Origin of the sequence: Nonomuraea sp. NPDC005692 (assembly GCF_040631115.1) — a bacterium.
GTDB lineage: Bacteria > Actinomycetota > Actinomycetes > Streptosporangiales > Streptosporangiaceae > Nonomuraea.
In genome coordinates this window covers 12,960-39,655 of the sequence record NZ_JBEXYU010000049.1, presented here as the reverse complement: position 1 = coordinate 39,655, position 26,696 = coordinate 12,960, and the positions used below count along the sequence as shown (strand labels likewise).

Below are 26,696 nucleotides of genomic sequence, written 5' to 3'. Positions count from 1 at the left end.
CAGGACCGCGGCGGGCACGGGCGCGGGTCGGGGCGGGCGCCGACCGCACCGGGTCAGCCCACGCCCCACCCGTGCTTCTGCATGAGGACGGAGGCCACTCGCGCGAACCGGTCGCCGTCGAGCACCGCGCCCTCGCGGCGGATGTCGTCCTCGTCCAGCACGAAGACCCGGTCGAGCCGCAGGTACGACACCCGCCCGTCGCGGCCCCACGCGCCGACCTCCAGCCAGTCGGAGCCGTCGTCGCCCTTGCTGGACAACATCATGCCGAGCAGCCTGCGCCCCGTACGGCCCACGACCAGCAGCGGCCGGTCCTTGCCCCGCGACGGATCCTCCTCGTACGGCACCCACGCCCACACGATCTCCCCCGGATCGGCCAGGCCGTCGAGGTCGGGGGAGTAGGCCAGAGAGACGGGACCGCTGAGCGAGTGGACCTCGCGTACGACGCCCCGGGCGGGCCGGGGGTCCTCACCTAGATCACGCATTGGGGGAGCTTACGGCGGCAGGCGACCCGAAATCCACCCGCCCGAGGGCAGCGGGGGAGGTCAGCAGGCGGCGTAGGACCGTCGGGGTGTGGCCGACGTGGCGGCGGATCGTACGGGTCAGGTGGGCCTGGTCGGCGAACCCGAGGTCGGCGGCGAGCGCGGCCAGGCCGGTCTCGCCGCTCTCCAGGCGGTCGAGCGCCCGGCTCACGCGCACCCGGTTGCGGTAGTGGGTCAGCGAGACGCCCAGCTCGCGGGTGAAGGCCCGGCTGAGCCGGTAGGGGGAGACGGCCAGGAACTCGGCCAGCGGCAACAGGCCGGCGGCCGCCGGATGATCGGCCGAGATCGCCTCGCGGGCGGCGGCGGCGATGGCCGCGGTGGAGCGGGCGGGGGACGGGGCGGGCCGATGCGCCGCGGCCGCCCCCTCTGTGGTGGCCGGGGTGGCGGGCCCGGCCAGCTGGTTGAGGGTGGCGCCGGTCAGCGACAGCAGGGATTCCACCAGGGCGAAGTCGGGGTCTCCCACGCGGGCTGCGGCCAGCAGGCGGCGGTGCGCGAGCTCGAAGCGGGCGTCGACGTAGACCGTCGAGCGGGCCAGGCGGGTGGCGTCGCCCGCCAGCGTGCGCCAGAGGGCGGGGGACAGGGAGAGGGAGGTGCAGACGTCGCCGCCCGCCGGGTGGGCGAAGCGTTCCTCCTCGCCGGGCGCCCCGAGGTAGGCCATCGTCGGGTCGACGGCGGCCTGGCGGCCGTCGGCCATGCGGCGGAACGCGCCCCGGTGGACCAGCACCATGCGGTGGGCCCGGCCCACCTCGGGCCGTGACCATCCGCGGTGGTCGTCGACGCAGGTCACCAGGTCGAGGGTGAAGCCCTTCCCACGGACCAGCAGCTTGGAGGATCGCACCCGCCGAACGTTACGCCCCACCACCGACAATCTCGCCCTCGGCACGGCTCGGGGCCTTCGACGACCTCTGCGGCCTCCGGGGTACGCGTCGGCTGGGGTACACGGAGGAGGCATGGCGGTATGCGGCGGGCGTAGGGCGCGGGGGGGCGTGCGGCGTGGGCCGGGTGCGGCGGAGGCGTGTGGTTGCGAGGGGGGGGCGGCCGGTGGGCGGCGGTGGGGTGGGCGGCTGGGTGCAAGGATGTTCAAGACCCTGGGGGGGCGTCACCGGCAGGGTGGTGGCATGACAACAGGGATGTCCTCCATGGTCTTCGACTGCGCCGACCCCGTCGCCCTGGCCGGCTTCTACGCCAAGGCGACCGGCTGGCAGGTAGGCGACTCCGACTCCGACTACGCCACCGTCACCGGCGGCCCCGTGCCGCTGGCCTTCCAGCGGATCGACGGCTACCGAGGACCGGGCTGGCCCAACGACGGCAAGCACGTGCACCTCGACCTCACCGTCCCCGACGTGGAGGAGGCCAGGCGGACGCTGGTCGCCCTGGGCGCCACCCTGCCCGACCACCAGCCGGGCGGCGACGACTGGACGGTCGTGCTCGACCCCGAGGGCCACCCGTTCTGCGTGATGCCGGGCTAGAGCTCGGCGAAGAACGACCTGACGTCCTCGGCCAGCAGGTCGGGGGCCTGCAGGGCGGCGTAGTGGCCGCCGCGCGCCGGCTCCGACCAGCGCACCACGTTGTGGGAGCGCTCGGCGTAGCGGCGGACCGTGCTGTCGCCGGGGAAGACGGCCACGGCCGTCGGCGTCCTGCCGGGCTCGGCGGGCGGCGCCCAGTCGCCGCCGCTCTCGCGGTACAGGCGCGCGGAGGAGCCGGCGGTGCCGGTCAGCCAGGTGATGGTGACGTTGGTCAGGACGTCGTCGGGGGCGACCCCGCCGGCGTCCTGGCCCCAGCTCGCGAACGCGTCCAGGTGCCAGGCGAGCTGGCCGGCCGGGGAGTCGGCCAGGGCGTAGGCGAGGGTCTGCGGCCTGGTGCTCTGGACGGCGGCGTACCCGGAGAACTCGCGGTGCCAGCGCTCGATCCGCCGGGCGCGTTCGGTCTCGGCCTCGGTCAGGCCGTCCAGGTCGTCGGAGACGAACGCCGTGAGCGCGTTCAGGTGAACACCCGCCACGCGCTCAGGGGCCATCCGGGCCAGGGCGGGCGAGACGAGCGAGCCGAAGTCGCCGCCCTGCAGGCCGTACCGGTCGTAGCCGAGACGGTCCATGAGCTCGATCCAGGCGGCGGCGACCCGGCGCACGCCCCAGCCGGTCTCGGCGGTGGGGCCGGAGAAGGCGAACCCGGGCACTGACGGGATGACGAGGTGGAAGTCGCGGCTGAGCGGCTCGGCCACGCGGGAGAAGTCGGCGAACGTGCTCGGCCAGCCGTGCGTCAGCAGCAGCGGCAGCGCGCCGGGGCGTGGCGAACGTACGTGGGCGAAGTGCACGCGCTGGCCGTCGATCTCGGTCGTGAGCTGCGGCAGCTCGTTGAGCCGCGCCTCGTGCGCCCGCCAGTCGTAGCCGTCCAGCCAGTACGCGGCCAGCTCGCGCACGGCCTCGGGCGGCACGCCGTACGACCAGCCGACCCCCTCCAGGGCGTCCGGCCACCGCGTACGGCCCAGCCGCGCCCGCAGGTCGTCGAGCGCGGACTGCGGGATGTCGATGACGAATCGGTTCATGCCGCCCACGCTAGGCAGCATTGCGGCCAGGATCGGGCCACAATGGACCCGTGCTCGACACCTCGGCGCGGCTCCTGCGCCTGCTCTCGCTCCTGCAGACCCGGCGCGAGTGGCCCGGCGCGGAGCTGTCGCAACGGCTCGGCGTGGCCCCGCGCACGCTGCGCCGCGACATCGACCGGCTGCGCAGCCTCGGCTACCCGGTGGGCTCCACGCCGGGGGTGGCCGGCGGCTACCGGCTCGGCCCCGGCGCGGAGCTGCCGCCGCTGCTGCTCGACGACGAGGAGGCCGTGGCGGTCGCGGTCGGCCTGCGCACGGCCGCCGGCGGCACGGTGACCGGCATCGAGGAGACCTCGCTGCGCGCCCTGGCCAAGCTCGAACAGGTGCTGCCCGCCCGCCTGCGGCAGCGCGTGAACGCCCTGCAGACGCACACCGTGCGCGTCGGCGGGCGGGGCCCGACGGTCGACCCCGAGCTGCTGACCCGCATCACCGCCGCCTGCCGCGACCGCGAGCAGCTCCGCTTCGACTACACCGACCACGAGGGCGCCGTCACGCTGCGCAAGGCCGAGCCGCACAGCCTGGTCAGCAAGGGCAGCCGCTGGTACCTGGTCGGCTGGGACGTCGACCGCCACGACTGGCGCACGTACCGGGCCGACCGGATCGAGGTGCGCACGCCCAACGGCCCGCGTTTCGCCCCGCGCGAGCCGCCGGAGGCCGACGTCGCCGCCTGGGTGCGGCACCGGCTCGGCCACCAGATGTGGCCGGTCCAGGCCCGCTTCCTGATCCGCGCCCCGGCCGGACGGCTGGCCGGCCGCATCGGCGGCGAGGTCGAGCCGGTGGACGAGACCACCTGCGTGCTCACCATGCGCGGCGACGACCTGCACCTGATGGCCGTGGCCGTGGCCTTCCTCGACCTCGACTTCGAGGTGCTCGAACCGGCCGAGCTGAAGGAGCGCCTGCACGCGCTGGGACGGCGGCTGCTCTCTTCCAGAATATGATTCGGTCATGGCGACGTCAGCGTTCTTCACGCGCAAGGAGGGCGAGTTCGTGCCCGCCCCGCACGCGCGCAGCCCCTGGTCCCCCGACATGCTCCACGGCCGTCTGCTCGGCGGCCTGGCGGCCGGCGCCCTGGAGGAGCGGCACGCCGAGCCCGGCCTGCACTTCGCCAGGCTGACCGTCGACCTGTTCCGCAACAGCCCCATGCTGCCGGTCACGGTGGTGACCACCCTGGTCAGGGACGGGCGGCGGATCCGGGTCGCCGACGCCGTGCTCTCCACCGAACAGGGCGTGATCGGCCGGGCCTCGGCCGTGCTGCTCCGGCAGGGCGAGCAGCCCGGCGGCCGGCTGCCGCACACGCCAGCCTGGGACGAGCCGCCGCCCGCCGGCGACCCGGCCGAGGGGCAGGGCTGGAAGCCGCCGTTCGACCTGTGGCGGCTGACCGAGTGGGGGCAGGGCGGGCGCGACCGGGTGTGGCTGCGGGAGACCCACCCGCTGGTGGACGACGAGCCGCTGACACCGCTCACCCGCGCCGCCCTGGCCGCCGACTTCGCCAGCCCGCTGGCCAACGTCGGCTCGGCGGGCGTCAGCTTCATCAACGCCGACTACACGCTGACGCTCGCCCGGCTGCCCGAGGGCGAGCTGATCGGCGTCGAGGCCACCGGGCACCTCAGCGCCGGCGGCGTCGCGACCGGCCAGGTCACCCTGCACGACACGGCCGGCCCGATCGGGTTCTGCGCGGTCACGGCGGTGGCCAACCCGGTCGCCCTGACCGGCCGCTGACGTCCGCCCAGCCCTGGGGGCGGTCAGGCGGGGTGCTCGGCGCGGTCGCCCGACCAGTCGGTGTGGAAGACGCCCTCCCGGTCCACCCGGTGGTAGGTGTGCGCGCCGAAGTAGTCGCGCAGCCCCTGCACCAGCGCGGCCGGCAGGCGGTCGCGGCGCAGCCCGTCGTAGTAGGCCAGCGCGGAGGAGAAGCCCGGCGTCGGCACGCCGATCCGCACGGCCGTGGTCACCACGCGCCGCCACGCGTCCTGTGCGGCGTTCAGCACGGCGGCGAAGGTCGGGTCGGCCAGCAGCGTCGGCAGCTGCCGGTCGGCGTCGTAGGCGGCGCGGATGCGGTCGAGGAACTTGGCCCTGATGATGCAGCCGCCGCGCCAGATGGTGGCCATGGCGCCCGGGTCGACGTCCCAGCCGTACTCCTTGGAGGCGGCGGCGATCTGGTCGAAGCCCTGCGCGTAGGCGACGATCTTGGACGCGTACAGGGCCTGGCGCACGTCCTCGATCAGCTCGCGGCCGCCGACGCCGGACAGCTGCGGGCCCTCCAGCGACGCGGCGGCGGCCCGCTGCTCCGGGTGGCCCGACAACGCGCGGGCGAAGACCGCCTCGGCGATGCCGGTCACCGGCACGCCCAGGTCGAGCGCGCTCTGCACGGTCCAGCGGCCGGTGCCCTTCTGCTCGGCCTGGTCCACCACGACGTCCACGAACGGCCTGCCCGTGGCCGCGTCGACCTGCTCCAGCACCTCGGCGGTGATCTCGATCAGGTACGAGTCCAGGTCGCCCCGGTTCCACTCCCTGAACACCTCGGCCAGCTCGGCCGGCGTCGCCCCCAGGGCCTGGCGCAGCAGGTCGTAGGACTCGGCGATGAGCTGCATGTCCGAGTACTCGATGCCGTTGTGGACCATCTTCACGAAGTGCCCCGCGCCGTCGGGGCCGACGTGCACCGCGCACGGCACCCCGTCCACCTTGGCGGAGATGTCCTGCAGGATCGGGCCCAGCGCCTCCCACGACTCCTTCGAGCCGCCCGGCATGATGCTCGGGCCGAGCAGCGCGCCCTCCTCGCCGCCGGAGATGCCGGTGCCGACGAAATGGATGCCGCGCTCGCGCAGCGCCGCCTCACGCCGCCGGGTGTCCTGGAAATGCGCGTTGCCACCGTCGACGATCATGTCGCCCGGCTCCATCAGCTCGGCCAGCTGGTCGATCACCGCGTCGGTGCCGGGGCCGGCCTTCACCATGATGATCGCCCGCCGCGGCCGCTTCAGCGACGCCACGAAAGCGGCCAGCTCCTCGGCCGGCACGAACGTGCCCTCCCCGCCGAACTCCCTGACCAGCTGCTGGGTGCGGGCCGTCGTGCGGTTGTGCACGGCGACGGCGTATCCGTGCCTGGCCAGGTTCCTGGCCAGGTTGCGCCCCATGGTGGCCAGGCCGGTCACGCCGATGTCTGCCAAATCCATCTCAATGCTCCTCTGTGGGGGATACGCACGATCAAGCTGGGAGGTTCGGCGAGATATTCCCCCTTCGCTCAGGACGGGGAGCGCACGCCGAGCTCGTCCAGCCTGTCGAGCATGTCCGCCGGATCGGCGTACACGCGGAAGGCTCCGGCGCGTTCGAGCTCGTCCCTGCCATATCCACCGGACAGCAGCCCGATGCCGAGCGCGCCCGCCCGGCGGGCGGCCAGCAGGTCCCAGACGCTGTCGCCCACCACCATCGCATGCAGCGGGTCCACCTGGACGAGCGCCGCACCGGCCAGGAACAGATCCGGGTCCGGCTTGGCCCGCCGCACCAGGTCGCGGGTGACCATCGGGGTGTCCTCCGGCAGGCCGAGCATGCCCAGCGCGAGCCGGGCCGTACGGGCGTAGCCGCTGGTCGCGATGGCCCACGGCACGCCGCGCGCGGTCAGCTCGCCGAGCAGCTCGGCCGCCCCCGGCAGCGGCCGGACCGACTCCACCTGCTGCTCGTACGCCTCGGCGTGGGTGACCTGCAACTGGTCGATCTGCTCCTGGCTCAGCTTCAGCCCGGTCTCGCGCAGCAGCGCGCTGACGAACAGGCCGCCGCTCATGCCGATGCGCCGGTGGATGCGCCACACCGACAGGTCGATCCCCATCCCGGACAGCGCCTGCCGCCAGGCGATGACGTGCTGGTAGACGCTGTCGATCAGGGTGCCGTCCAGGTCGAACAGGAACGCGGGCGTGGGGGCCTGCGGGAAGTCGTTCATGACGTCCATGACACCATGGGAGGTATGCGGATCATCATCGCGGGTGGGCACGGCAAGATCGCGCTGCGGCTGGCCGAGCGGCTCAGGTCCGGCGCGGTCGGCCTGGTGCGCAACCCCGCGCACGTGGCCGACGTCGAGGCCACGGGGGCCGCGGCCGTGCTGTGCGACCTGGAGAAGGCCACCGCCGACGAGGTGGCGGAGATCCTGCGCGACGCCGACGCCGTGATCTTCGCGGCCGGCGCCGGTCCGGGCAGCGGCGCGGCCCGCAAGGACACCGTCGACCGGGCCGCGTCCGTCCTGATGGCCGACGCCGCCGAGCGGGCGGGCGTGCGGCGGTTCATCCAGATCTCCTCGATAGGCGCGGGGCGCCCGCCCGCGCCGGGCAGCGACCCGGTCTGGGCCGCCTACATCGAGGCCAAGACCGCCGCCGAGGACGACCTGCGCGCCCGCGACGGCCTGGCCTGGACGATCCTGCGCCCCGGCCGCCTGACCGACGAGCCCGGCACGGGCCTGGTCCGGCTGGCCCCCGAGGTGCCGCCCGGCTCGGTGCCGCGCGACGACGTGGCCGCCGTCGTCATGGCGCTGCTGGAGAACCCGGGCACCGCGCATCGCACGCTGGAGCTCGTCTCCGGCGAAACGCCCGTCATCGACCTGGTGGCCACTGAGTAATACGTCCCCTTTGCCGATTGCTGGCTATGAGTTGCGGCTTCTTCGGCTAGATGTCCCCCTGATGCACTAGGGGGAGATCAATGTCCGACATGCCGTTCAGGTCGTTCTTCGGGGGAGATCCGTTCAGGGGGTTCGAGGAGCTCACCGGACGGGTGTTCGGCGGGATGGAAGGCTGGCCGCCGTCGCGTCCCAGCGTGCAGCGGGTCGACGTGGGCAAGCTGCTCAGCGCCTCGGCCAGGGAGGTGCTCAGCCGGGCCCTGGAGGTGGCCGGGCAGCGCGGCGCGCAGGACATGGACGTCCTGGACATCCTCGACGCGCTGACCGAGTCCGACGCCACCCGTCCCCTGATGCAGGCGGCGGGCGTCGACCTCGGCAGGCTGCGCGACCGCATCGACGCCCTGACCGGACCCGGCACCGGGACCGAGCCGCCCACCACGCTCACCCCGGCGGCCAAACGCGCCGTCCTGGACGCCCAGCGCATCTCCCGCGCCCTCCAGTCCTCCTACATCGGCCCCGAGCACCTGCTGCTCGCCGTGGCCGCCAACCCCGACTCCGGCGCCGCCCGCCTGCTCCAGGAGCAGGGCGTCTCGGCCAACGAGCTGCAGCAGGCCATCATGTCCGGCGCGTCCCGTCAGCAGCACGGCGACGGGCGGCAGCCCACCGACACCCCCGCGCTCGACGAGTACGGCCGCGACCTGACCGAGGAGGCCAGGCAGGGCAGGATCGACCCGGTCGTCGGTCGTGAGGACGAGATCGAGCAGGCCATCGAGGTGCTCTCGCGGCGCACCAAGAACAACCCGTGCCTGATCGGCGAGCCCGGCGTCGGCAAGACCGCCATCGTCGAGGGCATCGCCCAGCGCATCGTCAACGGCAGCGTGCCCGACACGCTCAAGGACCGCCGCGTCGTCGCGCTCGACCTGACCGGCATGGTCGCCGGGTCGAAGTACCGGGGCGAGTTCGAGGAGCGCATCAAGAAGGTCATCGACGAGGTGCGCGCGCACGCCGACGAGACCATCGTCTTCATCGACGAGGTGCACACCCTGGTCGGCGCCGGCTCGGCCGAGGGCGGCATGGACGCGGCCAACATCCTCAAGCCCGCCCTGGCCCGCGGCGAGCTGCACGTCATCGCCGCCACCACCATCGACGAGTACCGCAAGAACATCGAGAAGGACGCCGCGCTCGAACGCCGTTTCCAGCCCATCCTGGTCAGCGAGCCCACCGTCGAGCAGACGGTCGAGATCCTGGCCGGGCTGCGCGACGCGTACGAGGCCCACCATCAGGTGCGCATCACCGACGAGGCCCTGGACGCCGCCGCCAACCTCTCTGCCCGCTACATCCCCGACCGTTTCCTGCCCGACAAGGCCATCGACCTGATGGACCAGGCCTCGGCCTGGGTCCGGCTGCGCTCACGCGCCCCCGACAGCGACGTGCGCGAGCTGGAGGAACGCCTCGACGCGCTGCGCCGCGACAAGGACCAGGCGGTCACCTCCGACGACTTCGACCGGGCCAAGGAGCTCACCGTCCAGATCGACAAGCTCCGTCCCGAGCTGGATCGCGCCCGGCAGGGCCACGACACCGTCCCGCAGGTCATGGTGGAGGACATCGCCGAGGTCGTCTCCCGGCGTACCGGCATTCCCGTCACCCAGCTCACCGAGCAGGAGCGCGAGCGCCTGATGCGGCTGGAGGAGCACCTGCACGAGCGGGTCATCGGCCAGGACGAGGCCGTCGTCGCGATCGCCGAGGCGGTGCGCAGGGCCAGGGCGGGCCTGTCGGACCCCAACCGGCCCATCGGCAGCTTCCTGTTCCTCGGCCCGACCGGGGTCGGCAAGACCGAGCTGGCCAGGGCGCTGGCCGCCGCGCTGTTCGGCGGCGAGGACCACATGGTGCGCATCGACATGAGCGAGTTCCAGGAGCGGCACACCGTCTCCCGCCTGATCGGCGCGCCCCCCGGGTACGTCGGCTACGAGGAGGCCGGCCAGCTCACCGAGGCCGTCCGCCGCCGCCCGCACGGCGTCGTCCTGCTCGACGAGATCGAGAAGGCCCACCCCGACGTCATGAACATCCTGCTGCAGATGCTCGACGACGGCCGGCTGACCGACGGCCAGGGCCGCACGGTCGACTTCACCAACACCATCGTCATCATGACCAGCAACATCGGCGCCCAGCTCATCCTGGACGCCGAGGGCGACACCCCGCAGCTCCAGGACGAGCTCATGGACCTGCTGCGCCACTCCCTGCGCCCCGAGCTGCTCAACCGCATCGACGAGGTGATCGTCTTCAAGCGGCTGGAACGCGAGCAGCTGCGCCAGATCGTGGACCTGCTGCTGGAGCGCACCCGGCAGCGGCTGCGCGGCCAGGACGTCACCCTGGAGGTCAGCGACGAGGCCAAGGACTGGCTGGCCCGGCGCGGCTACCAGCCCGAGTTCGGCGCCCGCCCGCTGCGTCGCACCGTGCAGCGGGAACTGGACAACCGCCTGTCCACGATGCTGCTGACCGGCGAGGTGGGCGAGGGCGGCAAGGTCACGGTGGACGTCGAGGACGACCGGCTCCGGCTCAGGGCCCACAACCCCGAGCCGGTCGGCTGACCGGTCAGCGCCGCGGCGCGCGGACGCGCTCGCGGCACTCCTCCAGGGTGAGGGCCGCCAGCGCCTCGCGGACGACGGGCACGCACACCGGGGCCATCGACAGGCTCGACACCCCGAGCCCCACCAGCAGCGGCGCGACCGCCGGGTCGCCGGCGGCCTCGCCGCACACCCCGACCGGCTTGCCCGCCCGCAGCCCGGCCTCGGCGCACATGCCGACCAGCCGCAGCAGGGCGGGCTGAGCCGGGTCGAGCAGGTCGGACAGGCCGGGATGCTGCCGGTCGGCGGCGAAGGTGTACTGGGCCAGGTCGTTGGTGCCGACGCTGAGGAAGTCCACCTCGGCCAGCAGCTCGTCGGCCTGGAGGGCGGCGGCGGGCACCTCGACCATCACGCCCGCGCGGGCGATGCCGCGGGCGCGCACGCGGCAGGCGAAGTCGGCCGCCTCGCGCGCGGTGGTCACCATGGGGGCCATCACCCGCACGTCGGCGCCCGTGGCGCGGGCGGCCTCGGCGATGGCGTCGAGCTGGGCGTCCAGGACGCCGGGCAGCACGCGGTCGACGCGCAGGCCGCGCACGCCCAGCGCCGGGTTGGGCTCGGCCGGCAGGCCGAGGAAGGGCAGCGGCTTGTCGGTGCCGGCGTCGAGCGTGCGCACGGTCACCGGCCCGCCCCCGGCGAACACCTCCGCGTACGCGGCGACCTGCTCCTCGTGGGAGGGCGGCCGCCTGCGGTCGAGGAACAGGAACTCGGTGCGGAACAGGCCCACGCCCTCCGCGCCCGGCCGCAGGTCCGCGGCCGAGCCGATGTTGTGCAGCAGCCTCACCGGGTGGCCGTCGGCGGTCCTGCCGGGGCCCGCGCCGGCCGCCAGCCGCTCCCGGTCGCGCCGGTCGGACTCCTGTACGCGGTCGGCCTCCGGGCCGGTGAGGCCGACCGTGACCTCGCCGGTGACGCCGTCCACGCCGATCATCGTCCCGTCGGGGACGTCCAGGACGCCCGCGCAGGCCACCACGGCGGGCAGGCCCCGGCCGCGGGCCAGGATCGCGGTGTGGCTGGTGGGCCCGCCGCGCTCGGTGACCAGCGCCAGCACCCGCGGGCCCAGGCCGGCGGTGTCGGCGGGCGACAGGTCCCCGGCCACCAGCACGAACGGATGGCCGGGGTCGGGCACGCCCGGCATGGGCAGGCCCAGGGCGGCGGCCACCGCGCGGGACCTGAGGTCGTCGAGGTCGGCGGCCCGTTCGGCGAGGTAGCCGCCCAGCGCGGCCAGGGCCTCCTGGTGCGCGGAGAAGGCGGCGTCCAGGGCGTGGGGGGCGTCCAGGCCGTCGTCGCGCACGTGCGCCTCGGCCTGTTCGCGCAGCTCCGGGTCGGCGGCCATCATGGCCAGCGCCTCCAGGATCTCGGCCGCTTCGGCCTCCGCGTGGGCGGCGCGGCGTTCCAGGTCGGCGGCGAGGGCGTCGAGGGCCTTCGCGGCGGCGGCCGTCTCGGCGCCGGGGTCGGCGACCCGGCGGGGGGCGGGCAGCACGGGCGGGGCCGCCATCCGCACCACGGGCCCGGCGGCCCGGCCCTGGCTGACTCCCACGCCCTTCAGCGTCGCCTCAGGCATCGCACGCCTCACCGGCCCCGGCCCCAGTCGCCGCAGCCGCGCCGGGCGCGGGGGCGGCGTCGAGGTCGCGGGAGAGCAGGGCGGCCAGCGCGTCGAGCGCCTCCTCGGCCCCCGCGCCCTCGGCCTCCAGCGTCACCACCGTGCCCTGCACCGCGCCCAGCGACAACACCCCCAGCATGCTGCCGGCCGGCACCGACTTCTCGCCGAGCCGCACCCGCACCGGCACCCCGAGCCGGGCCGCCTCCCGCACGAACACCTTCGCCGGACGCGCGTGCAGGCCGCCGGCGCAGGCCACGGCCACCGTTCGACTCGCCATCGCCAACCTCCTTCAGGGTTCTATCGTCACCTTGATCGCCTTGCCCGTGCTGACGAGGTCGATCCCGTCGAGCACCCGGGGCAGCGGCAGCCGGTGGGTGATCAGGTCGGACACCACGACGGCGCCCTCGGCCACCAGGCGCAGGGCCTCGGCGTTGTGCGCGGGGCTGGAGCCGTTCGCGCCCACGATGGTCAGCTCCCGGTAGTGGACCAGGTTGGCGTCGAGGGCGATGACCGGGTCGTCCTTCGGCAGCCCGCCGAAGAAGCTCACGCGCCCCTGCCGGGCGGCCATCCGGACCGCCTGCTCCTGGGCCGCGCCGGAGGCCGCCGCGGTGATCACGACGTCGGCGCCGCGGCCGCCGGTCAGCTTGAGCACCTGTGCGACGGCGTCGGAGTCGATCACCGCGTCGGGACGCACCAGCTCGGCCGCCATCGCCAGCCGCTCGGCGTTGACGTCGACGAGGAAGATCCGGGACGCGCCGCGCGCCCGCGCCAGCCGTACGTGCAGGCAGCCGATCGGGCCCGCGCCCATCACCACCACGTCGTCGCCCGGGCCCACCCCGGCCAGCGACTGGCCGTTGAGCACGCAGGCCAGCGGCTCGGCCACCGACGCCTCGCCGTACCCGACGCCGTCGGGTACGGCGTTCACCCCGTTCACGGCCACCACCTTGGCCGGGACGACCACGTACTCGGCGAAGCCGCCGTCGTAGTGGTAGCCCATCGACTCCTGGCGCGGGCAGACGGTCAGGCGGCCCCGGCGGCACTCCACGCACGTCCCGCACGGGATGGCGGCGATCACCTGCACCCGCGCCCCGGTGCCCACGACCTCGCCGGCGATCTCGTGGCCCATGACGCGCGGCGGCCTGATGTGGTGGTGGCCGTACCGGAAGATCTTGGCGTCGGTGCCGCAGGTCGAGCAGTTGCGCACCCGGATCTTCAGCTCGCCCGGCCCGGCCGGCGGCTCCGGCGCGTCCTCGATCCTGATGTCGCCCGGGGCGTGGAACCTGGCTACCTTCACGTCAGCTCCTTCAGCACCTGGCCCGGCTCCGTCGCCTCGCGCAACGCCCTGGCCCGGTCGGGGTCGAGCAGGATCTCGGCCAGCGCCGCCAGCAGCGGCACGTGCCCGTCGCCGGCGGCGGCGATGCCCACGCACAGCGTGACGCGCTCGCCGTCCCAGTCGATCCCGCCGGGGAAGCGCACGACGCAGATCGCGTCGCGGGTGACGTCCCGCTTGGCGGCGGCCGTGCCGTGCGGGACGGCCACCCCCTCGCCGACGTAGGTGGAGATCGTGCGCTCGCGTTCGAGCATCGCCTCGACGTACGGCTCCGCGACCGCCCCCACCTCCACCAGCACCCGCCCGCACCGGCGGACGGCCTCCTCGCGCGAGGCCGCGCTCTCGTGCAGCCGGATCGCCCGCGCGTCGAGCAGGTCCTCACGCATCGACGGTGCCGCCGTTCCTGATGGTGTTCACCAGCCCGGTCACCGCCGGGTCGCCGAGGAAGACCTGGAAGGACACCAGCGCCTTGCCCGGCGCGGCGGCCCTGGCCCTGGCGGCCAGCCCGGAGTGGCACACGACGACGTCGGCGTCGGCGGGGATGGAGTTCACCGGGGTGTGCTCGACGGTGACGCCGCTCCCCTTGAGCTGCTTGCGGAGCTGGGAGGCGAGCATGACGCTGCTGCCCATGCCCGCGTCGCAGGCCACGACGATCTTGTGGATGTCCTTGCTGTCGATGCCGGCCACGGCTCACGCCTCCTTGCTGACGGGTTCGGTCCTGACGGGTTCGGTGCTCGCGGGCTCAGGGGGCGGCGGGTCCGCGACGGCGTCCCGCGGGCCGGGGACGTCCGGCTCGGGCTCCTTCTCGCCCCGGCCGAAGCCCAGCAGCACGGCGGCGACGGCGAACGACACGGCCGTGGCCACCGCGATCCCGGCGATCGAGCCGAGCCAGCCGCCGCGCGGCGTCACCGCGAGGTAGGCGAAGATGCTGCCGGGCGAGGGGGTGGCGACCAGGCCCGCGCCGGTGATCATGAAGGTGAACACGCCGGCCGCCCCGCCCGCGATGACGGCCAGGATGAGCCGTGGCTTCATCAGCACGTACGGGAAGTAGATCTCGTGGATGCCGCCGAAGAAGTGGATGATCATCGCGGCGGGCGTGCTCGGCCGCAGCGGACGCGTCCCGAACAGCAGGTACGCCACCAGCAGCCCGAGCCCAGGGCCGGGGTTCGACTCCAGCATGAACAGGATCGATCTGCCCTGCCGCACCGCCTCGGCCACCCCCAGCGGCCCCAGCACGCCGTGGTTGACCGCGTTGTTCAGGAACAGCACCTTGGCCGGCTCGATCAGCACCGAGGCCACCGGCAGCAGGTTGTTGGTGATCAGCCACTCGACCGCCTGGCCCGCCACGTCGGTGACGACCCGGACGACCGGCCCGATGCCCAGCACCCCGGCCACGGCCATCGCGGCGCCCACGATGCCGGCGGTGAAGTTGTCCACCAGCATCTCGAACCCGGCCCGGGTCCGCTGCTCAGTGAACTTGTCCACATATTTCAGAGTCACGGCGGCGAGCGGGCCGACGATCATCGCGCCGAGGAACATCGGGATGTCCGAGCCCACGACCACGCCCATCGCCGCCACCGCGCCGACGACCGCGCCGCGCTGCCCGTGGACCATGCGGCCGCCGGTGTAGGCGATGAGGATCGGCAGCAGGGCCTTGATGACCGGGTCGACCAGCGCGGCCAGCTCCTTGTCCGGCAGCCAGCCGGTGGGGATGAACAGCGCGGTGATCAGGCCCCAGGCGATGAACGCGCCGATGTTCGGCATGATCATCCCGGCCAGGTGGCCGCCTAGGCGCTGGATGGTGGCCTTGACTCCGGTGCCGTGGACCGGAGGGGTGTAAGTGTCGGCCATGGACGTGCTCCTTCGGGGGGATGAGCAGTGGATCAGCCGTACGGTGAGGGGGCGACCGGCTCCGGGACGGGCGGCGCGTGCGGGACGGTGAGCGGGCGGGCCGGGTCGTGGGCTCCCGTGCGCACCCCGGCGCGGTCGATGTCGGCGGGGCCGGGCATCCTGCTGCCGGGCAGCCGGACCGCCGCCGCGCCCCACGCCAGCGCCTCGGCCAGGGCGGGGACACCGTGCCCGCCCGCGGCCAGGAACCCGGCCAGCATGGCGTCACCGGCGCCGACGGAGCTGCGCGGGCCGGTGACCGCGGCCTCGCCGTACCAGACGCCGTCGTCCTCGACGAGGACGGCGCCGTCGGCCCCGAGGCTGGCCAGCACCGTACGGGCGCCCGCGGCGCGCAGCCCGGCCGCCGCCTCGACCACGTCGCCGACCCGGCACAAGGGGCGGCCGGTCACCGCGGCCAGCTCGTCGAGGTTGGGCTTGACCAGCGCCGGACCGGCCTCCAGCGCACGGGCGAGGGCCGGGCCGCTGGTGTCCACGGCGACGTGCAGGCCCGCGGCGGCGAAGCGGCGGCACAGCCGGGCGTAGACGTCGGCGGGCACCCCGGGCGGCAGGCTGCCCGAGGCCACCACCCAGTCCGCCTCCCGCGCCGCGGCCAGTACGGTCTCGGCGACCGTGTCCAGCTCGGCCGCCGACAGCGCGGGCCCCGGCTCGTTGATCTTGGTGACGGTGCCGTCGGGCTCGGCGAGCGTGACGTTGGACCGGGTCGTGCCCGCCACGGGGACGGTGACCATGTCCAGGCCCTCGGCGGCCAGCAGGCGGACGAGCTGCGCGCCCTCGTCCCCGGCGAAGGGCAGCACGGCGCGGGCGGCGACGCCGTTGGCCAGCAGCGCCCGCGAGACGTTGACGCCCTTGCCGCCCGGGTCGAGCCGGGCACGGGCGGCCCGGATCACCGCGCCCCTGGCCAGGGCGGCGATCTCGATCGTGCGGTCGAGGCTCGGGTTGAGCGTCAACGTGAGGATCACGCGCGGATCACCTCCGGCCCGGCCGCGGCGACGTCGGCGGCCAGCGCCGGGTCGATCCCGGCGTCGGTGATCACCACGTCGATCTCGCCCAGCTCGGCGAACGTGGCCAGGTAGGTGTTGCCGAACTTGGTGTGGTCGGCCAGCAGCACGCTGCGCTGCGCGGCCCGGACCATGGCCCGCTTGATCGCCGCCTCGGCCGGGTCGGGCGTGGTCAGGCCCCGGGCGGGCGAGCAGCCGTTGGTGCCCATGAACGCGACGTCGACGTTGAGGTGGGCCAGCGGGCGCAGCGCCCAGTCGTCGACCGTGGCCAGCGTCTTGCCGCGCAGCCGCCCGCCCAGCACGATCACCTGGAGGTTGGCCCGCGAGGCCAGGACGGTGGCCAGCGGCGGCGAGTTGACGATCACGGTGAGCTCGCGGTCGGCGGGCAGCGCCTGGACCAGGCGGCCGGTGGTGGTGCCGGCGTCGATGATGATCGAGCCGTCCTCGGGCAGCTCGGCCAGGGCCGCCTTGGCGATGCGCTCCTTCTCCGCGGTCATCACCTCGTCGCGGGCGGCCAGCGCGGGCTCGAACCCCAGGCGTTCCACGGGGATCGCGCCGCCGTGCACCCGGCGCAGCACGCCCGCCCGCTCCAGCGCGGTCAGGTCGCGGCGGATCGTCTCGGTGGTCACGTCGAGCTCGGCGGCCAGCCTCACCACGTCGACGCGGCCCGCGTCCCGTGCTCTGCGGAGGATCTCCTGCTGCCGCTCCTCGGCGTACATGATGTTGGTTCACCGCCGTTTCTATTTGGTTTCTCCTGTGTTTATACCCGCTTTCGTTGGACGGTCAAGGGGTGGACGACACAATCTGGTAGTTATAGGCGGGTGCGAATCAAGCCCCTGGCCGCCGCGGCGGCGGTCGTCCCCGTCGTCGCCCTGGCCACGCCCGCCCACGCCGCCGTCGCCCGCCCGATCCAGGTGCCAGCGGGCACCACGGCGGCCTGGGTGGTGTTCGACCGGAAGGCCGGCAAGATCGTCGCCGTCCGGAACGCCCACCGCAAGTTCCGCTCGGCGTCGGTCGTCAAGATCCTCATCGCGATCGACTACCTGGAGCGGCGCAAGAGCGTGCCGCCGGCCGACGCCCGGCTGCTGAAGATCATGCTGCGCTCCAGCGACGACGACGCCGCCTCGGCGTTCTGGGATCGTGACGGCAAGGGGCAGATCATCGTCCGGACCGCCCGCCGGCTCGGCCTGTCCGACACCACCCCGCCGCCCGCCTCAAAGCCGGGCTTCTGGGGCTACACCTCGCTCAGCGCGTACGACGTCGTCCGGACCTACCGCTACCTGCTCGACACCGCCGACGCCCGGGTGCGCGACCTCATCCTCGGCCACCTGCGCGCCTCCACGCCGTGCGGCACCGACGGCTTCGACCAGACCTTCGGCATCCCGCGCGCGGTGCCGAGGCCCTGGGCGGTCAAGCAGGGCTGGTCGGGGTTCGGCACGACGCCGCCCGGCAAGTGCGACCCCAAGGCGCTGGCCGCGCCCGTCTCGTGGATCGCGCAGCGCGCGACCGGCTCGGGCGTGCCCGACTACGGGCGGCCCGTGCTGCACACGACGGGCCTGGCCGGCACCGGCGACCGCCTGGTCATGGCGGTGCTCACCGCCCACCCGGCGGGCAGCGCGTGGAGCGGCTCGGTCAAGCGCGTCACCGACCTGACCTCGGCCCTCTATCGCTCGGTGTCGTGACCACGGCGGAACGGCTTCAGGGGCCGGTCTGGAGCTGCTGTTCCAGGCGGACCTTCTTCGGGACGCACATGCGCCACGCCTCCAGCACCAGCTCGCGCATCTCCGTCGCGTCGAGGGCGTCCATGCGGGCGACCACCCAGTTGAAGCGCAGATCGGACTCGCCGGGCATGAGGAACTTGGCCGGCTCGGCCGCCACCAGGGCCTCGCGTTCCTCCTTCGGGAACCCGAAGCCCATCAGCGTCTCGTCCCGCGAGAACGCCACGTAGACGATCTTTCCCACGCGGAACTTGACCCGGTCCCGGATCAGGTGCTCGGACGAGCGCGGAAGGGTGCGCGCGAAGCGCCGGACGTCCTCGACTGTGATCACACAGCCACGTTAGCGGTTGCCCTCCGCGGCCGAGATGTCGGCGAGCGCGGAGTCCGGGTCGCGCTCGACCGCCAGGTCGCCCAGGCTCACGATGCCGACGGGACGGCCGTCCTCGACGACCGGAAGGCGGCGCACGGCGTGCGAGCGCATGATCTGCACGGCCTGGTCGATGCTCGTGTCCGGCCCGACCGCCTCGACCGACGGGCTGCACGCCTCCCTGACCGGCGTCTCCGGCCCCCGCTCGTCGGCCACCACGCGGATCGTGATGTCCCGGTCGGTGACGATGCCCTTCATGCGCCCGTTCTCGTTGACGATCACCGCGCCAGCGTCGTTGTCGCGCATGAGCGCCGCGGCTGCCGACACCGGCTGGTCGCACTCGACCGTCGCCGGGTGGGAAGTCATCACGTCTGCCACGGTCTCTGCCATGGGATCCTCCTGATTGCTCACGTCCCGGCCGCTTACTACCCGGGCAGGGGGAGAGCTCACAGGGCTTTGTCGGATCCCGGCGTCCGGCCATGCGTGTCCGGTACGTCCGTGGAGCAGCCCTTTACCGGGCCTCAGAGCGTCTTCGCCGCCAGGCGGATCTCCGCCAGCAGGATCGCCAGGTCGTCCTTGGTGGTGTCGGGATGCAGGAAGCAGGCCCGCAGCGCGTCCCGGCCGCCGAGGCGGGTGCCGGTGAGGAAGGCGTTGCCGCGCGCCTGGACCGCGCCCGGCAGGGCCCGGTTGAGCGCGTCGAGCCCGCCGGGTCCGCCGGATCCGTCGGTCGCGGGCGTGTGGCGGAAGGCCGTGATGGAGGTGGCGACCGGCGCGAGCAGCTCGAAGTCCGCGGCCTGCTCGACCATGGCGGCCAGCGTGCGCGCCAGGCCGCCGGTGTGCTCGACCAGGCGCGTGACGCCCTCCCTGCCCAGGTACGACAGCGTCGCCCAGGTCTTCAGCGCCCGGAACGGACGGGTCTGCTCGGGCCCGTACTCGGCGAACCAGCCCAGGTCGTCGGCGTTGTCGTCGACCAGGTACGACGGCACCAGGCTGAAGGCGGCCCGCGCGGCGGCCGGGTCGCGCAGCAGCGCGCAGCCGCAGCCGACCGGGACGCCGAGCCACTTGTGCGGGTCGAGGGCCAGCGAGTCGGCCCGGTCCAGGCCCGCGTAGGCGGGCGCCGAGCGCGCGTCGAGCACGCCGAGCGCGCCGTAGGCGCCGTCCACGTGGAACCAGAGCCCGTGCTCGGCGGCCACGTCGGCGATGGCGTCGAGCGGATCGACCGCGCCGGAGTTGACGGTGCCCGCGCTGCCCGCCACGCAGAACGGCCGCAGGCCCGCCGCCAGGTCGTCGGCGATCATCGTGCGCAGCGCGCCGACGTCCATGCGGAAGGAGGCGTCCACCGGCACCTTCCGGACGTTCCGGGCGCCGAGGCCGAGCAGCTGGGCCGCCTTGTGCAGGCAGCTGTGGCCCTCCTCGGTGACGTACAGGACCATGGGCGGGCGGCCGTGCAGGCCCTCCTCGCGGGCGTCCCAGCCGTCGGCGAGCGCGGCGTGCTGCCGGGCGGCGGCCAGGCAGACGATCGTGGCCATCGACGCGCCGCTGGTCAGCAGGCCGCCGCCGGGCGGGTGGTGGAAGCCGACCAGCTCGGCCAGCCAGCGCACCACCGTACGCTCCAGCAGCGGGCCCGCGTGGTCGCCGCCCGCGCAGCTCGGGTTGAGCGCGGCGGCCAGCGGCTCGACGAGCACGCCCGCGGGGGAGGGCGGCGAGTTCACCCAGCCGAAGAAGCGCGGGTGCCCGTTGCCCATCGGGTACGGCAGCACATGGGCGCCCACGTCGTCGAGCAGCGCGTCGAGGGGACGCCCGGCTTCGGGCAGCGGCAGCTCGGCCAGCCAGGCGCGCTCGGCGGCGGGCACCGGCCGCCAGACCGGCCCGGCCGGGACGCCCTCCAGATGGGCGGCCGCGATCTCGGCCGCCCTGACGCCGGCGCGGCGCAGCTCATCCATGCGGGGCTTCCCTCCAGGTCTCGTGATGCCTGCTCTCATGGCCGCCGCCCAGCTCCATGGCCAGGTAGAAGACGCAGTCGGCGGTCCCGTCGTTGGCGAAGGCGTGGCGGTGGTCGCCGGGGTAGGCGGCCGAGTCGCCGGCCGCCAGCTCGTACGGCCGGTCGTCGATCGTCAGGCGCAGCGTGCCGCGCTCGACTGCCAGGTACTCGCGCGAGCCCCGGACGTGCGGGGCGAACTCGCCCGCGTCCACGCCGGGGCCGATCGTGGTCCGCATGAACTCGAACTCCACGTCGGCCAGCACCGGCGACAACACCCGCCGTTCCCAGCCCGACGGGTCGCGCAGCACCCGCTGCCGGTCGTGCCGCAGCACGCGCACGTCCTCGCGGGCCGGTTCGTCGAGGAGCCGGGAGATGGACGTGCCGAGGGCCGTGGCCAGGCGGTCGAGCACCAGCACGGTCGGCGACTTGGCGCCGCGCTCGACGTCGGAGACCATGCTCCTGCTGATGCCGCTCAGCTCGGCCAGGCGCTCGACGGACAACCCGCGTCCGCGCCGCTCGGCGCGGATGCGCCCGCCCAGCTCGGCCAGGGACAGCCCGCTGGACAGTACGCCTTCACCTTGCATTCCTCCACTATAGCGGAGAAATGTCCTCTTTAGCGGCCTTGGTCTGCTCGTACGCTGCCAGCACCTGCTTGCGGCGTTTGGCCGACAGGCGGTCGATGTACAGGTAGCCGTCGAGGTGGTCGGTCTCGTGCTGGAGGCAGCGCGCCAGCAGGCCGGTGCCCTCGACCGTGACCGGCCGCCCCTCGGTGTCGAAACCGTGGACGGTGGCGTGGTCGGGCCGGGGGAGCGGGGCGAACTGGCCGGGGACCGACAGGCAGCCCTCGTCGTCGGGGTCGAGGCGGCGCTCACCGAGGCCGGGCAGCTCGAGGGCCGGGTTGACGACGACGCCCTTGTGGGCGACGCCCTCGGCGTCGGGGCAGTCGTAGACGAACACGCGCAGCGGCACGCCGATCTGGTTGGCGGCCAGGCCCACGCCCTCGGCCGCGTACATGCTCGCGAACATGTCGTCGACCAGCGCCGCCAGCTCGCCGTCGAACCGGGTGACCGGCTCGCACGGATTGTGCAGCACCGGATCGCCCACGTGCACGATCGGCCGGACCTCTCCCACGACCACGCCTTCCTTTTGCCAGGACATTGCCGTGACCAGTCTACGAGCGACGCCGGACGACCCAGGCCGTCTCATATAGAAAGACGGTCCCTCTCGAAAGGTGAGACTCGCGTTAAGGTCGGAGCACACATCGTCGTGAAGGAGTCTTTCGATGGACGCCGTCTACACCCATGGGCACCACGAGTCCGTCCTGCGCTCGCACCGGTGGCGCACCGCGGAGAACTCGGCCGCGTACCTGCTGCCGCACCTGCGGCCCGCGATGAGGCTCCTCGACGTGGGCAGCGGGCCCGGCACGATCACCGCGGACCTGGCCGCGCTGGTGGGCCACGTGACGGCGTCGGAGGTGACCGCGGACGCCCTGGCGCTGGCCAGGGCCGAGATCGGCGCGCGCGGTCTGGGCAACGTGGACTTCGCCGTCGCCGACGCGCACGCCCTCGACTTCCCCGACGACACCTTCTGCGTGGTCCACGCCCACCAGGTGCTCCAGCACGTGGGCGACCCGGTGCGGGCGCTGCGCGAGATGCGCCGGGTGACCAAACCCGGCGGGTACGTCGCGGCCAGGGACAGCGACTACTCGGCCTTCGCCTGGTACCCGCGCCTGCCCGCGCTGGACGACTGGATGGCCCTGTACCAGCGGCTCGCCCGCCAGAACGGCGGCGAGCCGGACGCCGGGCGGCGCCTGCTGTCCTGGGCCCGCGCCGCCGGCTTCCAGGAGGTCACCGCCACCTCCTCCACCTGGTGCTTCGCCACCCCCGAGGACCGCGCATGGTGGGGCGGCATGTGGGCCGACCGCGTCCGGCGGTCGGCCCTGGCCGAGCAGGCGCTCGCCACGGGCGCGGCCACCGAGTCCGATCTGGAGCGCATGGCCGAAGGCTGGCTGGAATGGGCCGCAGACGACGACGCCTGGCTCTCGGTGCTGCACGGCGAGATCCTCTGCCGCCCCTGACCCGCGGGGCGGGCGACGGGCCGCCCGTGATCCGCCGGGAGGGTGACGGGCCGCTCCTGACCCGCTGGGGGGTGCGGCTCAGAGGCCGAGGGTGCGGGTGCGCTGCCACTGGGGGTCGCGGTAGAGCACCTGGTCGGTGCCCAGCAGCTCGTCGGGGGCCGACAACATGGCGATCTCGCCCGCCGCCTGGAGCTGGAGCAGCAGGTCGCGCACCCGCGGCCCCACCGGCAGCCGCCCGGCGGGCAACCCGAACCCGGCCCGCACCGTGTCGGCGATGTCCGACAGGTGGAAGGGCCCGTCGATCCCCGCCACGATGCCGCGCACCACGGTCATCGTGATCAGCTCCTCGGCCTCGGTGTGGGCGAGCTGCCAGGTGATCTGCTCCTTGCGGCCCCCGGTCGCCGCGCAGACCGTGCACCCTCGCGTGAGGTCGGGGGCCAGCTGCTCCACCGCCGAGCCGAGACAGGCCGAGCACCGGCCGTTCTCGGCGGCGTGCAGCTCGGCCGCCATCCGCCCGGCCAGCACCGCGCCGCAGTCGCAGCCGAAGCCGTCGCCCAGGATGCCGCTCTGCGGCGAGATCGTATGCTTCGTCATCGAGCCGACTCTACCGGCCCCGGCCGCCGCGCCCGCGTCCCCTCGGAGCCCTGTCCCCGCAGCCGTGTCCCCGCAGCCGTGTCCCCGCAGTCGCGTCCGTCAGGTGCGGATGTCGGCGAGGCCGCGCAGGCGGCGCAGGGCCTTGCGGGCCGCGGCCGTGACGCGCTCGTCCGGGTGGTGGTCGATGACGACCCGCAGCACCCGTCCCGTCCACGGGTGGTCGCCGAAGGCGAGGATCGCGATCGTGCCCGCCTGCTCCTCCGCGTCCATCCCCATGGCGATCGAGTCGATCACCTCGCCCGCCTCGCCGCCGCCGAACTCCAGCAGCGCCGCCGCCATGTCCACCAGCACCCAGGCGATCTCGTCGGGGGTGGGCGGCCGTTCCTCGCGGCCCGTCCTGGCCGCGACCACCGCGCCCAGCCTGGGCTCCTCCAGCAGCCCGCGCAGCGCCCGGCGGCCCTCCTCGCCGAGGCCCGACTCCAGCAGATCCACCCCGACCGCCCGGCTCAGCGGGCTCACACCGGCCAGCGCACCGGCGATCTCGGCGGCGGCCCGCTCCCGGTCGCGGCCGGCCAGCCAGCCCGCCAGCTCCTCGCTCCGCTCGGCCTCGGGGTAGGAGCGCAGGCCGTGCAGCAGCGTGGCGGCGTCGGCGCCGGCCAGCGTCCCCATGACGGGGATCTCCTGACCGGCGGTCTCGGCGATGATCAGCCGCGCCACCCACAGCCCGAGCCAGCTCAGCGTGTACGGCTCCGCCTGCCGCACCAGCCCCAGATCGGTCAGCGCCTGAGGCACCCGCCCGGCGACCGGCTCCCTGGACAGGAACATGCGGATGAGCTCCAGCAGCAGCCGCTCGTCGGCGGCCAGCCGCGTCCGGCACACCCGCGCCCACGCCTCCAGCACCCGCGCGTCGCCGGCGCGCTCGTGCCCCTGCTCGTGCCCCTGCTCGTCGCCATGCTGAGGCTGCGGGTCGTCGGGCGGGTCGAGCAGCGCCTTCAGCTCGCCCGCGAGCGGCGCGGCGCGGACCGCGGAGGCCAGGGTGGCGGCGTCGGGGAGCCGGATCGGCGGTTGCAGCGGCAGCGTGTCGTCGTCGTTGGACCTCACGGAGCCCATCCTGTCCTCATCGTCGGCCGGATCGGAATCGTCCCGCCGGATCGGGAAACGCCGGAAACTGGACGCGGTCCAGCGTACTCACGTCGTCCTCCGGCCACGAGGGGAAGATCATGTCCGGGAAAACGGCGGGCGGGCGGTGGCGGCTTGGACTAGAGTGCTGCGAAATGTCGGGAGAAGGGAGGCACTGAGATGTTTGGCAGTGTAAGTGTGATTTTCATTTCTCGGAGGAACTGTGCTTTTCCGTACCGCGGCCGAGGCTGACCTCGACCGCCTGCTCGGCTGCGTCGTCGACGAATCCATCAGCTGGGCCCATCCCGACCGGCTGCTCTCCTTCCTGGAGAGCCGCAACTACCGCTACGACCGGATCTGGCTCGCCGAGGAGAACGGCGAGATCCTGGCCCGCGCCGTCTGGTGGGGCTTCGCCGGCGAGGAGCGACCGCTCGCCCTCGACTGCGTCTACGTCCACCCCTCCGTCGAGGACCGTGTGGGGCTGGCCGCCGAGCTGCTGCGCCACGCGCACGCCGCGTTCGGCCGGACGCCGGAGTACCACGTCTTCGTCTCCAACGGCTGGCGGGAGGACCCGAAGGCGTCGGCGGCCATCGCCTGGCGCTGGGAGGCCGCCGGCCGCGCCGGGCTGACCGAGGAGCTGGAACGCCTGCGCTACGCCTGGACGCCCGGCTCGCCGGTGCCCGAGCCGTCCGACCGGCTGGTCTTCCGCGGCGATGACGACGACGAGGTGTTCGTGGACGCCTTCCGCCAGGTCGCCGAGGGCACCCTCGACTTCCACACCCGCCAGGCCCTGATGACCATGGATCCCGTGGAACAGGCCCGCGAGGACGTCCGCGACAACCGCTCGATGCGGGGCGATCGGTCCTGGTGGCGGCTGGCCTATGACAAGGCCGGCGACCTGGTCGGCGTCGCGCTGCCGTCCGCCAACGACGCCGGGCCCGTGGTCGGCTACCTCGGCGTGGTGCCCGCGCACCGGGGCCGCGGCTACGTCGACGAGCTGCTCGGCGAGATCACCCGCTTCCACGCCGAGCGCGGCGTGCCGGGGATCATGGCCGACACCGACGCGGGCAACGTCCCGATGGCGCGGGCGTTCGAACGCGCCGGGTACGAGAACGTCTCGGTCCGGCTGGTCCTGTCGGCCGACCCCGGCGCAGCCTGACCCCCTGTCCCGTCCCTGACCGGCCGCACCCCGTCAGGGACGGGACGCCAGGCGCGCCCGCACGGCCAGGTCGTGCAGGGCGTCTTCCGCGGTGGCCCGCTCGGGCAGCGCGGAGCCCTCGCGCGCCGCCTCCAGAGCGGCCGTCATCCGCGCCACGTCCTCGGCCACGCCCGCCACCGGCGGCGCCGCGCCGTGCTCGGCCTCCCGCTTGGCCGCCACCAGCTCCGGCAGGTACGCCGGCCCGTAGGGCAGCAGCCGGGTCAGGTCGGCCTCCAGCTCCCCGGTGCGCATGAGGTGGGTGCCCGTCGCCAGCACGCGGAAGGTGTACAGCAGCGGCTTCAGCTCGCCCGTACGCCCGAACAATTGCCACTGCGTACGGGCGAACCCCAGGTAGTGGTGGGCGTGGTGCCGCGTCACGCACCCGGCCGCCAGCGCCGTCAGCTCCTCGTGCACCGGCGAGGAGGTCACCACCAGCGGCGACAGGAGCTGTTCGAGCACGTAACCGTTGCGGCCGAGCAGCAGGCGGCAGAACTTGACCAGGTCGTGCGTGACCAGGTCCACCTCGACGCCCTCGCGCGTCCACGTCCAGTCGAGCGTCTGCGGCCCGGTGCGCAGCCCGGCCACCTCCTCGACCGGCAGCACGTGCACGCCACGCAGGTCCACGTCGGAGTCCACGGACGGGAAGCCGTACAGGTGGGCGCCGCTCACCGTGGAGAACGCCACCGGGTACGGCTGCTCGCCGGGGATCTCCGGCAGCCAGGACGGCAGCCCGGACGGCAGCCCCCACGGCAGCGCGTTCACAGGTGCTCCTTCCGCACGCCCACCAGGAAGTCCTCCACCCGTTCGCGGTCCGGACGCTCCGGCAGGACGCAGGGCGCGGCGGCCAGTTCCGCCGCCAGCTCGGCCCGCCAGGCGTCCACCTCGACCCATGGGACCTCGCCGCGCCTGACCGCCAGCAGCCGTTCGCGGTGCGCCCCGACATCGACCAGCGGCTCGCCGTGCCGCATCAGGTGCAGGCCGCTGAGCAGCAGCCGCAGCATGTGCATCGCCTGCTTCCACTTGGGCGCCGCCGGGTCGAGACGCCGGAACTGGTCGACGGCGTACCCGGCGAAGGTCTGCCGCGCCCGCCGCGACACGAACGCCCCGCGCAGCTCGCGCAGCCGCCGCCCGGCCGGGGTCTCCACCTCCACGATCGGCGACCACAGGCATTCCAGCACCGTCGGGTTGGCCTCCAGCGCCAGCACGCAGAAGCGCTCCACCTCCCACGAGAACTGCTCGGGCAGCGGCCCGTCGCGGTGCGTGGGCGGTTTGGACAGCCGCCAGAAGTCCGCGGTGGGGGCCACGAACACGCCGCGCCGGTCGATGTCGGACGCCGCGGTCTCCAGCCCGTACGCCCGCGAGCCCGTCACGACGGACAGGATGAGATCGTCATTCATCCGGACACCCTCCCACGGGGCTTGCGTTCGGGGGCCGGCGGCTGGTCTGATCGAAA

30 protein-coding genes are annotated in these 26,696 nt (G+C 74.0%); 8 read left to right on the top strand and 22 right to left on the bottom strand.

Going from position 1 to position 26,696, the window contains the following annotated elements; genetic code table 11:
• Positions 1 to 53 precede the first annotated feature (53 nt).
• Both ABZ459_RS49165 and ABZ459_RS49160 read right to left on the bottom strand, forming a co-directional pair.
• Complete coding sequence (locus tag ABZ459_RS49165) at positions 54 to 482, bottom strand: type II toxin-antitoxin system PemK/MazF family toxin (RefSeq protein WP_357987222.1); 429 nt, start codon at positions 480 to 482, stop codon at positions 54 to 56.
• Positions 475 to 1,377 (bottom strand): AraC family transcriptional regulator, encoded by a 903-nt coding sequence (locus tag ABZ459_RS49160; RefSeq protein WP_357987219.1) that lies wholly within the window; start codon positions 1,375 to 1,377, stop codon positions 475 to 477. The genes ABZ459_RS49165 and ABZ459_RS49160 overlap by 8 nt, the downstream gene beginning before the upstream one ends.
• A gap of 280 nt (positions 1,378 to 1,657) precedes the next feature.
• Between ABZ459_RS49160 and ABZ459_RS49155 the strand changes: the two genes are divergently transcribed.
• The gene (locus tag ABZ459_RS49155; RefSeq protein WP_357987216.1) at positions 1,658 to 2,008 is read left to right on the top strand and encodes a VOC family protein; all 351 of its coding nucleotides are present in this window, start codon (positions 1,658 to 1,660) and stop codon (positions 2,006 to 2,008) included.
• On the opposite strand, the gene ABZ459_RS49150 is transcribed toward ABZ459_RS49155, so the two are convergent.
• The gene (locus ABZ459_RS49150) at positions 2,005 to 3,081 is read right to left on the bottom strand and encodes an epoxide hydrolase family protein (RefSeq protein WP_357987213.1); all 1,077 of its coding nucleotides are present in this window, start codon (positions 3,079 to 3,081) and stop codon (positions 2,005 to 2,007) included. The genes ABZ459_RS49155 and ABZ459_RS49150 overlap by 4 nt on opposite strands.
• Before the next feature lie 50 nt (positions 3,082 to 3,131).
• Here ABZ459_RS49150 and ABZ459_RS49145 point away from each other — a divergent pair, with 50 nt between their 5' ends.
• On the top strand, positions 3,132 to 4,076 hold the full coding sequence (locus ABZ459_RS49145; RefSeq protein ID WP_357987210.1) for a YafY family protein: 945 nt from the start codon (positions 3,132 to 3,134) through the stop codon (positions 4,074 to 4,076).
• 7 nt (positions 4,077 to 4,083) lie between these two features.
• Entirely contained in the window at positions 4,084 to 4,857 is a 774-nt protein-coding gene (locus tag ABZ459_RS49140) for an acyl-CoA thioesterase domain-containing protein (protein WP_357987207.1), read from the top strand.
• A gap of 23 nt (positions 4,858 to 4,880) precedes the next feature.
• Here the strand turns inward: ABZ459_RS49140 and gndA are convergent, their stop codons facing one another.
• The gene (gene gndA / locus ABZ459_RS49135) at positions 4,881 to 6,305 is read right to left on the bottom strand and encodes an NADP-dependent phosphogluconate dehydrogenase (RefSeq protein ID WP_357987204.1); all 1,425 of its coding nucleotides are present in this window, start codon (positions 6,303 to 6,305) and stop codon (positions 4,881 to 4,883) included.
• Positions 6,306 to 6,373: 68 nt separating this feature from the next.
• On the bottom strand, positions 6,374 to 7,066 hold the full coding sequence (locus tag ABZ459_RS49130) for an HAD family hydrolase (RefSeq protein WP_357987279.1): 693 nt from the start codon (positions 7,064 to 7,066) through the stop codon (positions 6,374 to 6,376).
• Between the two features lie 24 nt (positions 7,067 to 7,090).
• Between ABZ459_RS49130 and ABZ459_RS49125 the strand changes: the two genes are divergently transcribed.
• Together ABZ459_RS49125 and ABZ459_RS49120 are read left to right on the top strand one after the other, a co-directional pair.
• A complete protein-coding gene (locus ABZ459_RS49125; protein ID WP_357987201.1) occupies positions 7,091 to 7,735 on the top strand; it encodes an SDR family oxidoreductase in 645 nt (214 codons plus the stop codon).
• Between the two features lie 80 nt (positions 7,736 to 7,815).
• Entirely contained in the window at positions 7,816 to 10,320 is a 2,505-nt protein-coding gene (locus ABZ459_RS49120; RefSeq protein WP_357987198.1) for an ATP-dependent Clp protease ATP-binding subunit, read from the top strand.
• 4 nt (positions 10,321 to 10,324) lie between these two features.
• Here ABZ459_RS49120 and ptsP read toward each other — a convergent pair whose 3' ends face one another.
• Genes ptsP through ABZ459_RS49080 form a run of 8 tightly spaced genes read right to left on the bottom strand, consistent with a single transcriptional unit; the run spans position 10,325 to position 16,908 of the window.
• Positions 10,325 to 11,914 carry a phosphoenolpyruvate--protein phosphotransferase gene (gene ptsP / locus ABZ459_RS49115; protein WP_357987195.1) on the bottom strand — a complete coding sequence of 530 codons (1,590 nt, stop codon included), beginning with the start codon at positions 11,912 to 11,914 and terminating at the stop codon, positions 10,325 to 10,327.
• On the bottom strand, positions 11,907 to 12,230 hold the full coding sequence (locus ABZ459_RS49110) for an HPr family phosphocarrier protein (RefSeq protein WP_357987192.1): 324 nt from the start codon (positions 12,228 to 12,230) through the stop codon (positions 11,907 to 11,909). Before ABZ459_RS49110 ends, ptsP begins: the two co-directional genes overlap by 8 nt.
• A 12-nt stretch (positions 12,231 to 12,242) precedes the next feature.
• Positions 12,243 to 13,247: a zinc-dependent dehydrogenase gene (locus ABZ459_RS49105; protein ID WP_357987189.1), complete on the bottom strand. Its 1,005-nt coding sequence runs from the start codon at positions 13,245 to 13,247 to the stop codon at positions 12,243 to 12,245.
• Complete coding sequence (locus tag ABZ459_RS49100; protein ID WP_357987186.1) at positions 13,244 to 13,669, bottom strand: PTS sugar transporter subunit IIA; 426 nt, start codon at positions 13,667 to 13,669, stop codon at positions 13,244 to 13,246. Before ABZ459_RS49100 ends, ABZ459_RS49105 begins: the two co-directional genes overlap by 4 nt.
• Positions 13,662 to 13,970 (bottom strand): PTS lactose transporter subunit IIB, encoded by a 309-nt coding sequence (locus ABZ459_RS49095; protein ID WP_357987184.1) that lies wholly within the window; start codon positions 13,968 to 13,970, stop codon positions 13,662 to 13,664. Before ABZ459_RS49095 ends, ABZ459_RS49100 begins: the two co-directional genes overlap by 8 nt.
• Positions 13,971 to 13,973: 3 nt before the next feature.
• Positions 13,974 to 15,134, bottom strand: coding sequence for a PTS mannitol transporter subunit IICB (locus ABZ459_RS49090; protein WP_357987181.1), 1,161 nt, complete (start codon positions 15,132 to 15,134; stop codon positions 13,974 to 13,976).
• Positions 15,135 to 15,166: 32 nt separating this feature from the next.
• Positions 15,167 to 16,150 (bottom strand): 1-phosphofructokinase, encoded by a 984-nt coding sequence (pfkB, locus tag ABZ459_RS49085; RefSeq protein ID WP_357987178.1) that lies wholly within the window; start codon positions 16,148 to 16,150, stop codon positions 15,167 to 15,169.
• The gene (locus tag ABZ459_RS49080) at positions 16,147 to 16,908 is read right to left on the bottom strand and encodes a DeoR/GlpR family DNA-binding transcription regulator (protein ID WP_357987175.1); all 762 of its coding nucleotides are present in this window, start codon (positions 16,906 to 16,908) and stop codon (positions 16,147 to 16,149) included. Before ABZ459_RS49080 ends, pfkB begins: the two co-directional genes overlap by 4 nt.
• Positions 16,909 to 17,010: 102 nt before the next feature.
• Here ABZ459_RS49080 and ABZ459_RS49075 point away from each other — a divergent pair, with 102 nt between their 5' ends.
• Entirely contained in the window at positions 17,011 to 17,871 is an 861-nt protein-coding gene (locus ABZ459_RS49075) for a hypothetical protein (protein ID WP_357987172.1), read from the top strand.
• A 16-nt stretch (positions 17,872 to 17,887) separates the two neighbouring features.
• Here ABZ459_RS49075 and ABZ459_RS49070 read toward each other — a convergent pair whose 3' ends face one another.
• The 5 genes from ABZ459_RS49070 to def form a co-directional block, all read right to left on the bottom strand.
• Positions 17,888 to 18,238 (bottom strand): MmcQ/YjbR family DNA-binding protein, encoded by a 351-nt coding sequence (locus ABZ459_RS49070; RefSeq protein WP_357987169.1) that lies wholly within the window; start codon positions 18,236 to 18,238, stop codon positions 17,888 to 17,890.
• Between the two features lie 9 nt (positions 18,239 to 18,247).
• Entirely contained in the window at positions 18,248 to 18,664 is a 417-nt protein-coding gene (locus ABZ459_RS49065) for a CBS domain-containing protein (protein WP_352325227.1), read from the bottom strand.
• 131 nt (positions 18,665 to 18,795) lie between these two features.
• Positions 18,796 to 20,217, bottom strand: coding sequence for a pyridoxal-dependent decarboxylase (locus ABZ459_RS49060; RefSeq protein ID WP_357987165.1), 1,422 nt, complete (start codon positions 20,215 to 20,217; stop codon positions 18,796 to 18,798).
• On the bottom strand, positions 20,210 to 20,839 hold the full coding sequence (locus tag ABZ459_RS49055; RefSeq protein ID WP_357987162.1) for an XRE family transcriptional regulator: 630 nt from the start codon (positions 20,837 to 20,839) through the stop codon (positions 20,210 to 20,212). Before ABZ459_RS49055 ends, ABZ459_RS49060 begins: the two co-directional genes overlap by 8 nt.
• Positions 20,840 to 20,846: 7 nt before the next feature.
• Complete coding sequence (def, locus tag ABZ459_RS49050) at positions 20,847 to 21,413, bottom strand: peptide deformylase (protein WP_357987159.1); 567 nt, start codon at positions 21,411 to 21,413, stop codon at positions 20,847 to 20,849.
• A 124-nt stretch (positions 21,414 to 21,537) separates the two neighbouring features.
• On the opposite strand from def, the gene ABZ459_RS49045 reads away from it, so the two are divergent.
• A complete protein-coding gene (locus ABZ459_RS49045) occupies positions 21,538 to 22,332 on the top strand; it encodes a methyltransferase domain-containing protein (RefSeq protein WP_357987156.1) in 795 nt (264 codons plus the stop codon).
• Between the two features lie 78 nt (positions 22,333 to 22,410).
• Here ABZ459_RS49045 and ABZ459_RS49040 read toward each other — a convergent pair whose 3' ends face one another.
• Together ABZ459_RS49040 and ABZ459_RS49035 are read right to left on the bottom strand one after the other, a co-directional pair.
• Positions 22,411 to 22,926: a hypothetical protein gene (locus ABZ459_RS49040; protein WP_357987153.1), complete on the bottom strand. Its 516-nt coding sequence runs from the start codon at positions 22,924 to 22,926 to the stop codon at positions 22,411 to 22,413.
• A gap of 99 nt (positions 22,927 to 23,025) precedes the next feature.
• Positions 23,026 to 24,027 (bottom strand): hypothetical protein, encoded by a 1,002-nt coding sequence (locus ABZ459_RS49035; protein WP_357987150.1) that lies wholly within the window; start codon positions 24,025 to 24,027, stop codon positions 23,026 to 23,028.
• Positions 24,028 to 24,268: 241 nt separating this feature from the next.
• On the opposite strand from ABZ459_RS49035, the gene ABZ459_RS49030 reads away from it, so the two are divergent.
• The gene (locus ABZ459_RS49030) at positions 24,269 to 25,204 is read left to right on the top strand and encodes a GNAT family N-acetyltransferase (protein ID WP_357987147.1); all 936 of its coding nucleotides are present in this window, start codon (positions 24,269 to 24,271) and stop codon (positions 25,202 to 25,204) included.
• Positions 25,205 to 25,237: 33 nt separating this feature from the next.
• Here ABZ459_RS49030 and ABZ459_RS49025 read toward each other — a convergent pair whose 3' ends face one another.
• The gene (locus ABZ459_RS49025) at positions 25,238 to 26,005 is read right to left on the bottom strand and encodes a nucleotidyltransferase domain-containing protein (protein ID WP_357987144.1); all 768 of its coding nucleotides are present in this window, start codon (positions 26,003 to 26,005) and stop codon (positions 25,238 to 25,240) included.
• Positions 26,002 to 26,640, bottom strand: a complete 639-nt coding sequence (locus ABZ459_RS49020) for a nucleotidyltransferase domain-containing protein (RefSeq protein ID WP_357987141.1) — start codon at positions 26,638 to 26,640, stop codon at positions 26,002 to 26,004. The genes ABZ459_RS49025 and ABZ459_RS49020 overlap by 4 nt, the downstream gene beginning before the upstream one ends.
• Between the last annotated feature and the right edge of the window lie 56 nt (positions 26,641 to 26,696).

Bases quoted from the DNA above. Each gene is read 5' to 3' on its own strand.
- ABZ459_RS49040 (WP_357987153.1), bottom strand. From the start codon at position 22,926: ATGACGAAGCATACGATCTCGCCGCAGAGCGGCATCCTGGGCGACGGC.
- ABZ459_RS49130 (WP_357987279.1), bottom strand. From the start codon at position 7,066: ATGAACGACTTCCCGCAGGCCCCCACGCCCGCGTTCCTGTTCGACCTG.
- def (WP_357987159.1), bottom strand. From the start codon at position 21,413: ATGTCCTGGCAAAAGGAAGGCGTGGTCGTGGGAGAGGTCCGGCCGATC.
- ABZ459_RS49055 (WP_357987162.1), bottom strand. From the start codon at position 20,839: ATGCAAGGTGAAGGCGTACTGTCCAGCGGGCTGTCCCTGGCCGAGCTG.
- ABZ459_RS49150 (WP_357987213.1), bottom strand. From the start codon at position 3,081: ATGAACCGATTCGTCATCGACATCCCGCAGTCCGCGCTCGACGACCTG.
- ABZ459_RS49100 (WP_357987186.1), bottom strand. From the start codon at position 13,669: ATGCGTGAGGACCTGCTCGACGCGCGGGCGATCCGGCTGCACGAGAGC.
- ABZ459_RS49060 (WP_357987165.1), bottom strand. From the start codon at position 20,217: ATGGATGAGCTGCGCCGCGCCGGCGTCAGGGCGGCCGAGATCGCGGCC.
- ABZ459_RS49140 (WP_357987207.1), top strand. From the start codon at position 4,084: ATGGCGACGTCAGCGTTCTTCACGCGCAAGGAGGGCGAGTTCGTGCCC.
- ABZ459_RS49155 (WP_357987216.1), top strand. From the start codon at position 1,658: ATGACAACAGGGATGTCCTCCATGGTCTTCGACTGCGCCGACCCCGTC.
- gndA (WP_357987204.1), bottom strand. From the start codon at position 6,305: ATGGATTTGGCAGACATCGGCGTGACCGGCCTGGCCACCATGGGGCGC.
- ABZ459_RS49080 (WP_357987175.1), bottom strand. From the start codon at position 16,908: ATGTACGCCGAGGAGCGGCAGCAGGAGATCCTCCGCAGAGCACGGGAC.
- ABZ459_RS49125 (WP_357987201.1), top strand. From the start codon at position 7,091: ATGCGGATCATCATCGCGGGTGGGCACGGCAAGATCGCGCTGCGGCTG.
- ABZ459_RS49090 (WP_357987181.1), bottom strand. From the start codon at position 15,134: ATGGCCGACACTTACACCCCTCCGGTCCACGGCACCGGAGTCAAGGCC.
- ABZ459_RS49120 (WP_357987198.1), top strand. From the start codon at position 7,816: ATGTCCGACATGCCGTTCAGGTCGTTCTTCGGGGGAGATCCGTTCAGG.
- ABZ459_RS49165 (WP_357987222.1), bottom strand. From the start codon at position 482: ATGCGTGATCTAGGTGAGGACCCCCGGCCCGCCCGGGGCGTCGTACGC.
- ABZ459_RS49020 (WP_357987141.1), bottom strand. From the start codon at position 26,640: ATGAATGACGATCTCATCCTGTCCGTCGTGACGGGCTCGCGGGCGTAC.
- ptsP (WP_357987195.1), bottom strand. From the start codon at position 11,914: ATGCCTGAGGCGACGCTGAAGGGCGTGGGAGTCAGCCAGGGCCGGGCC.
- ABZ459_RS49065 (WP_352325227.1), bottom strand. From the start codon at position 18,664: ATGGCAGAGACCGTGGCAGACGTGATGACTTCCCACCCGGCGACGGTC.
- ABZ459_RS49045 (WP_357987156.1), top strand. From the start codon at position 21,538: ATGGACGCCGTCTACACCCATGGGCACCACGAGTCCGTCCTGCGCTCG.
- ABZ459_RS49110 (WP_357987192.1), bottom strand. From the start codon at position 12,230: ATGGCGAGTCGAACGGTGGCCGTGGCCTGCGCCGGCGGCCTGCACGCG.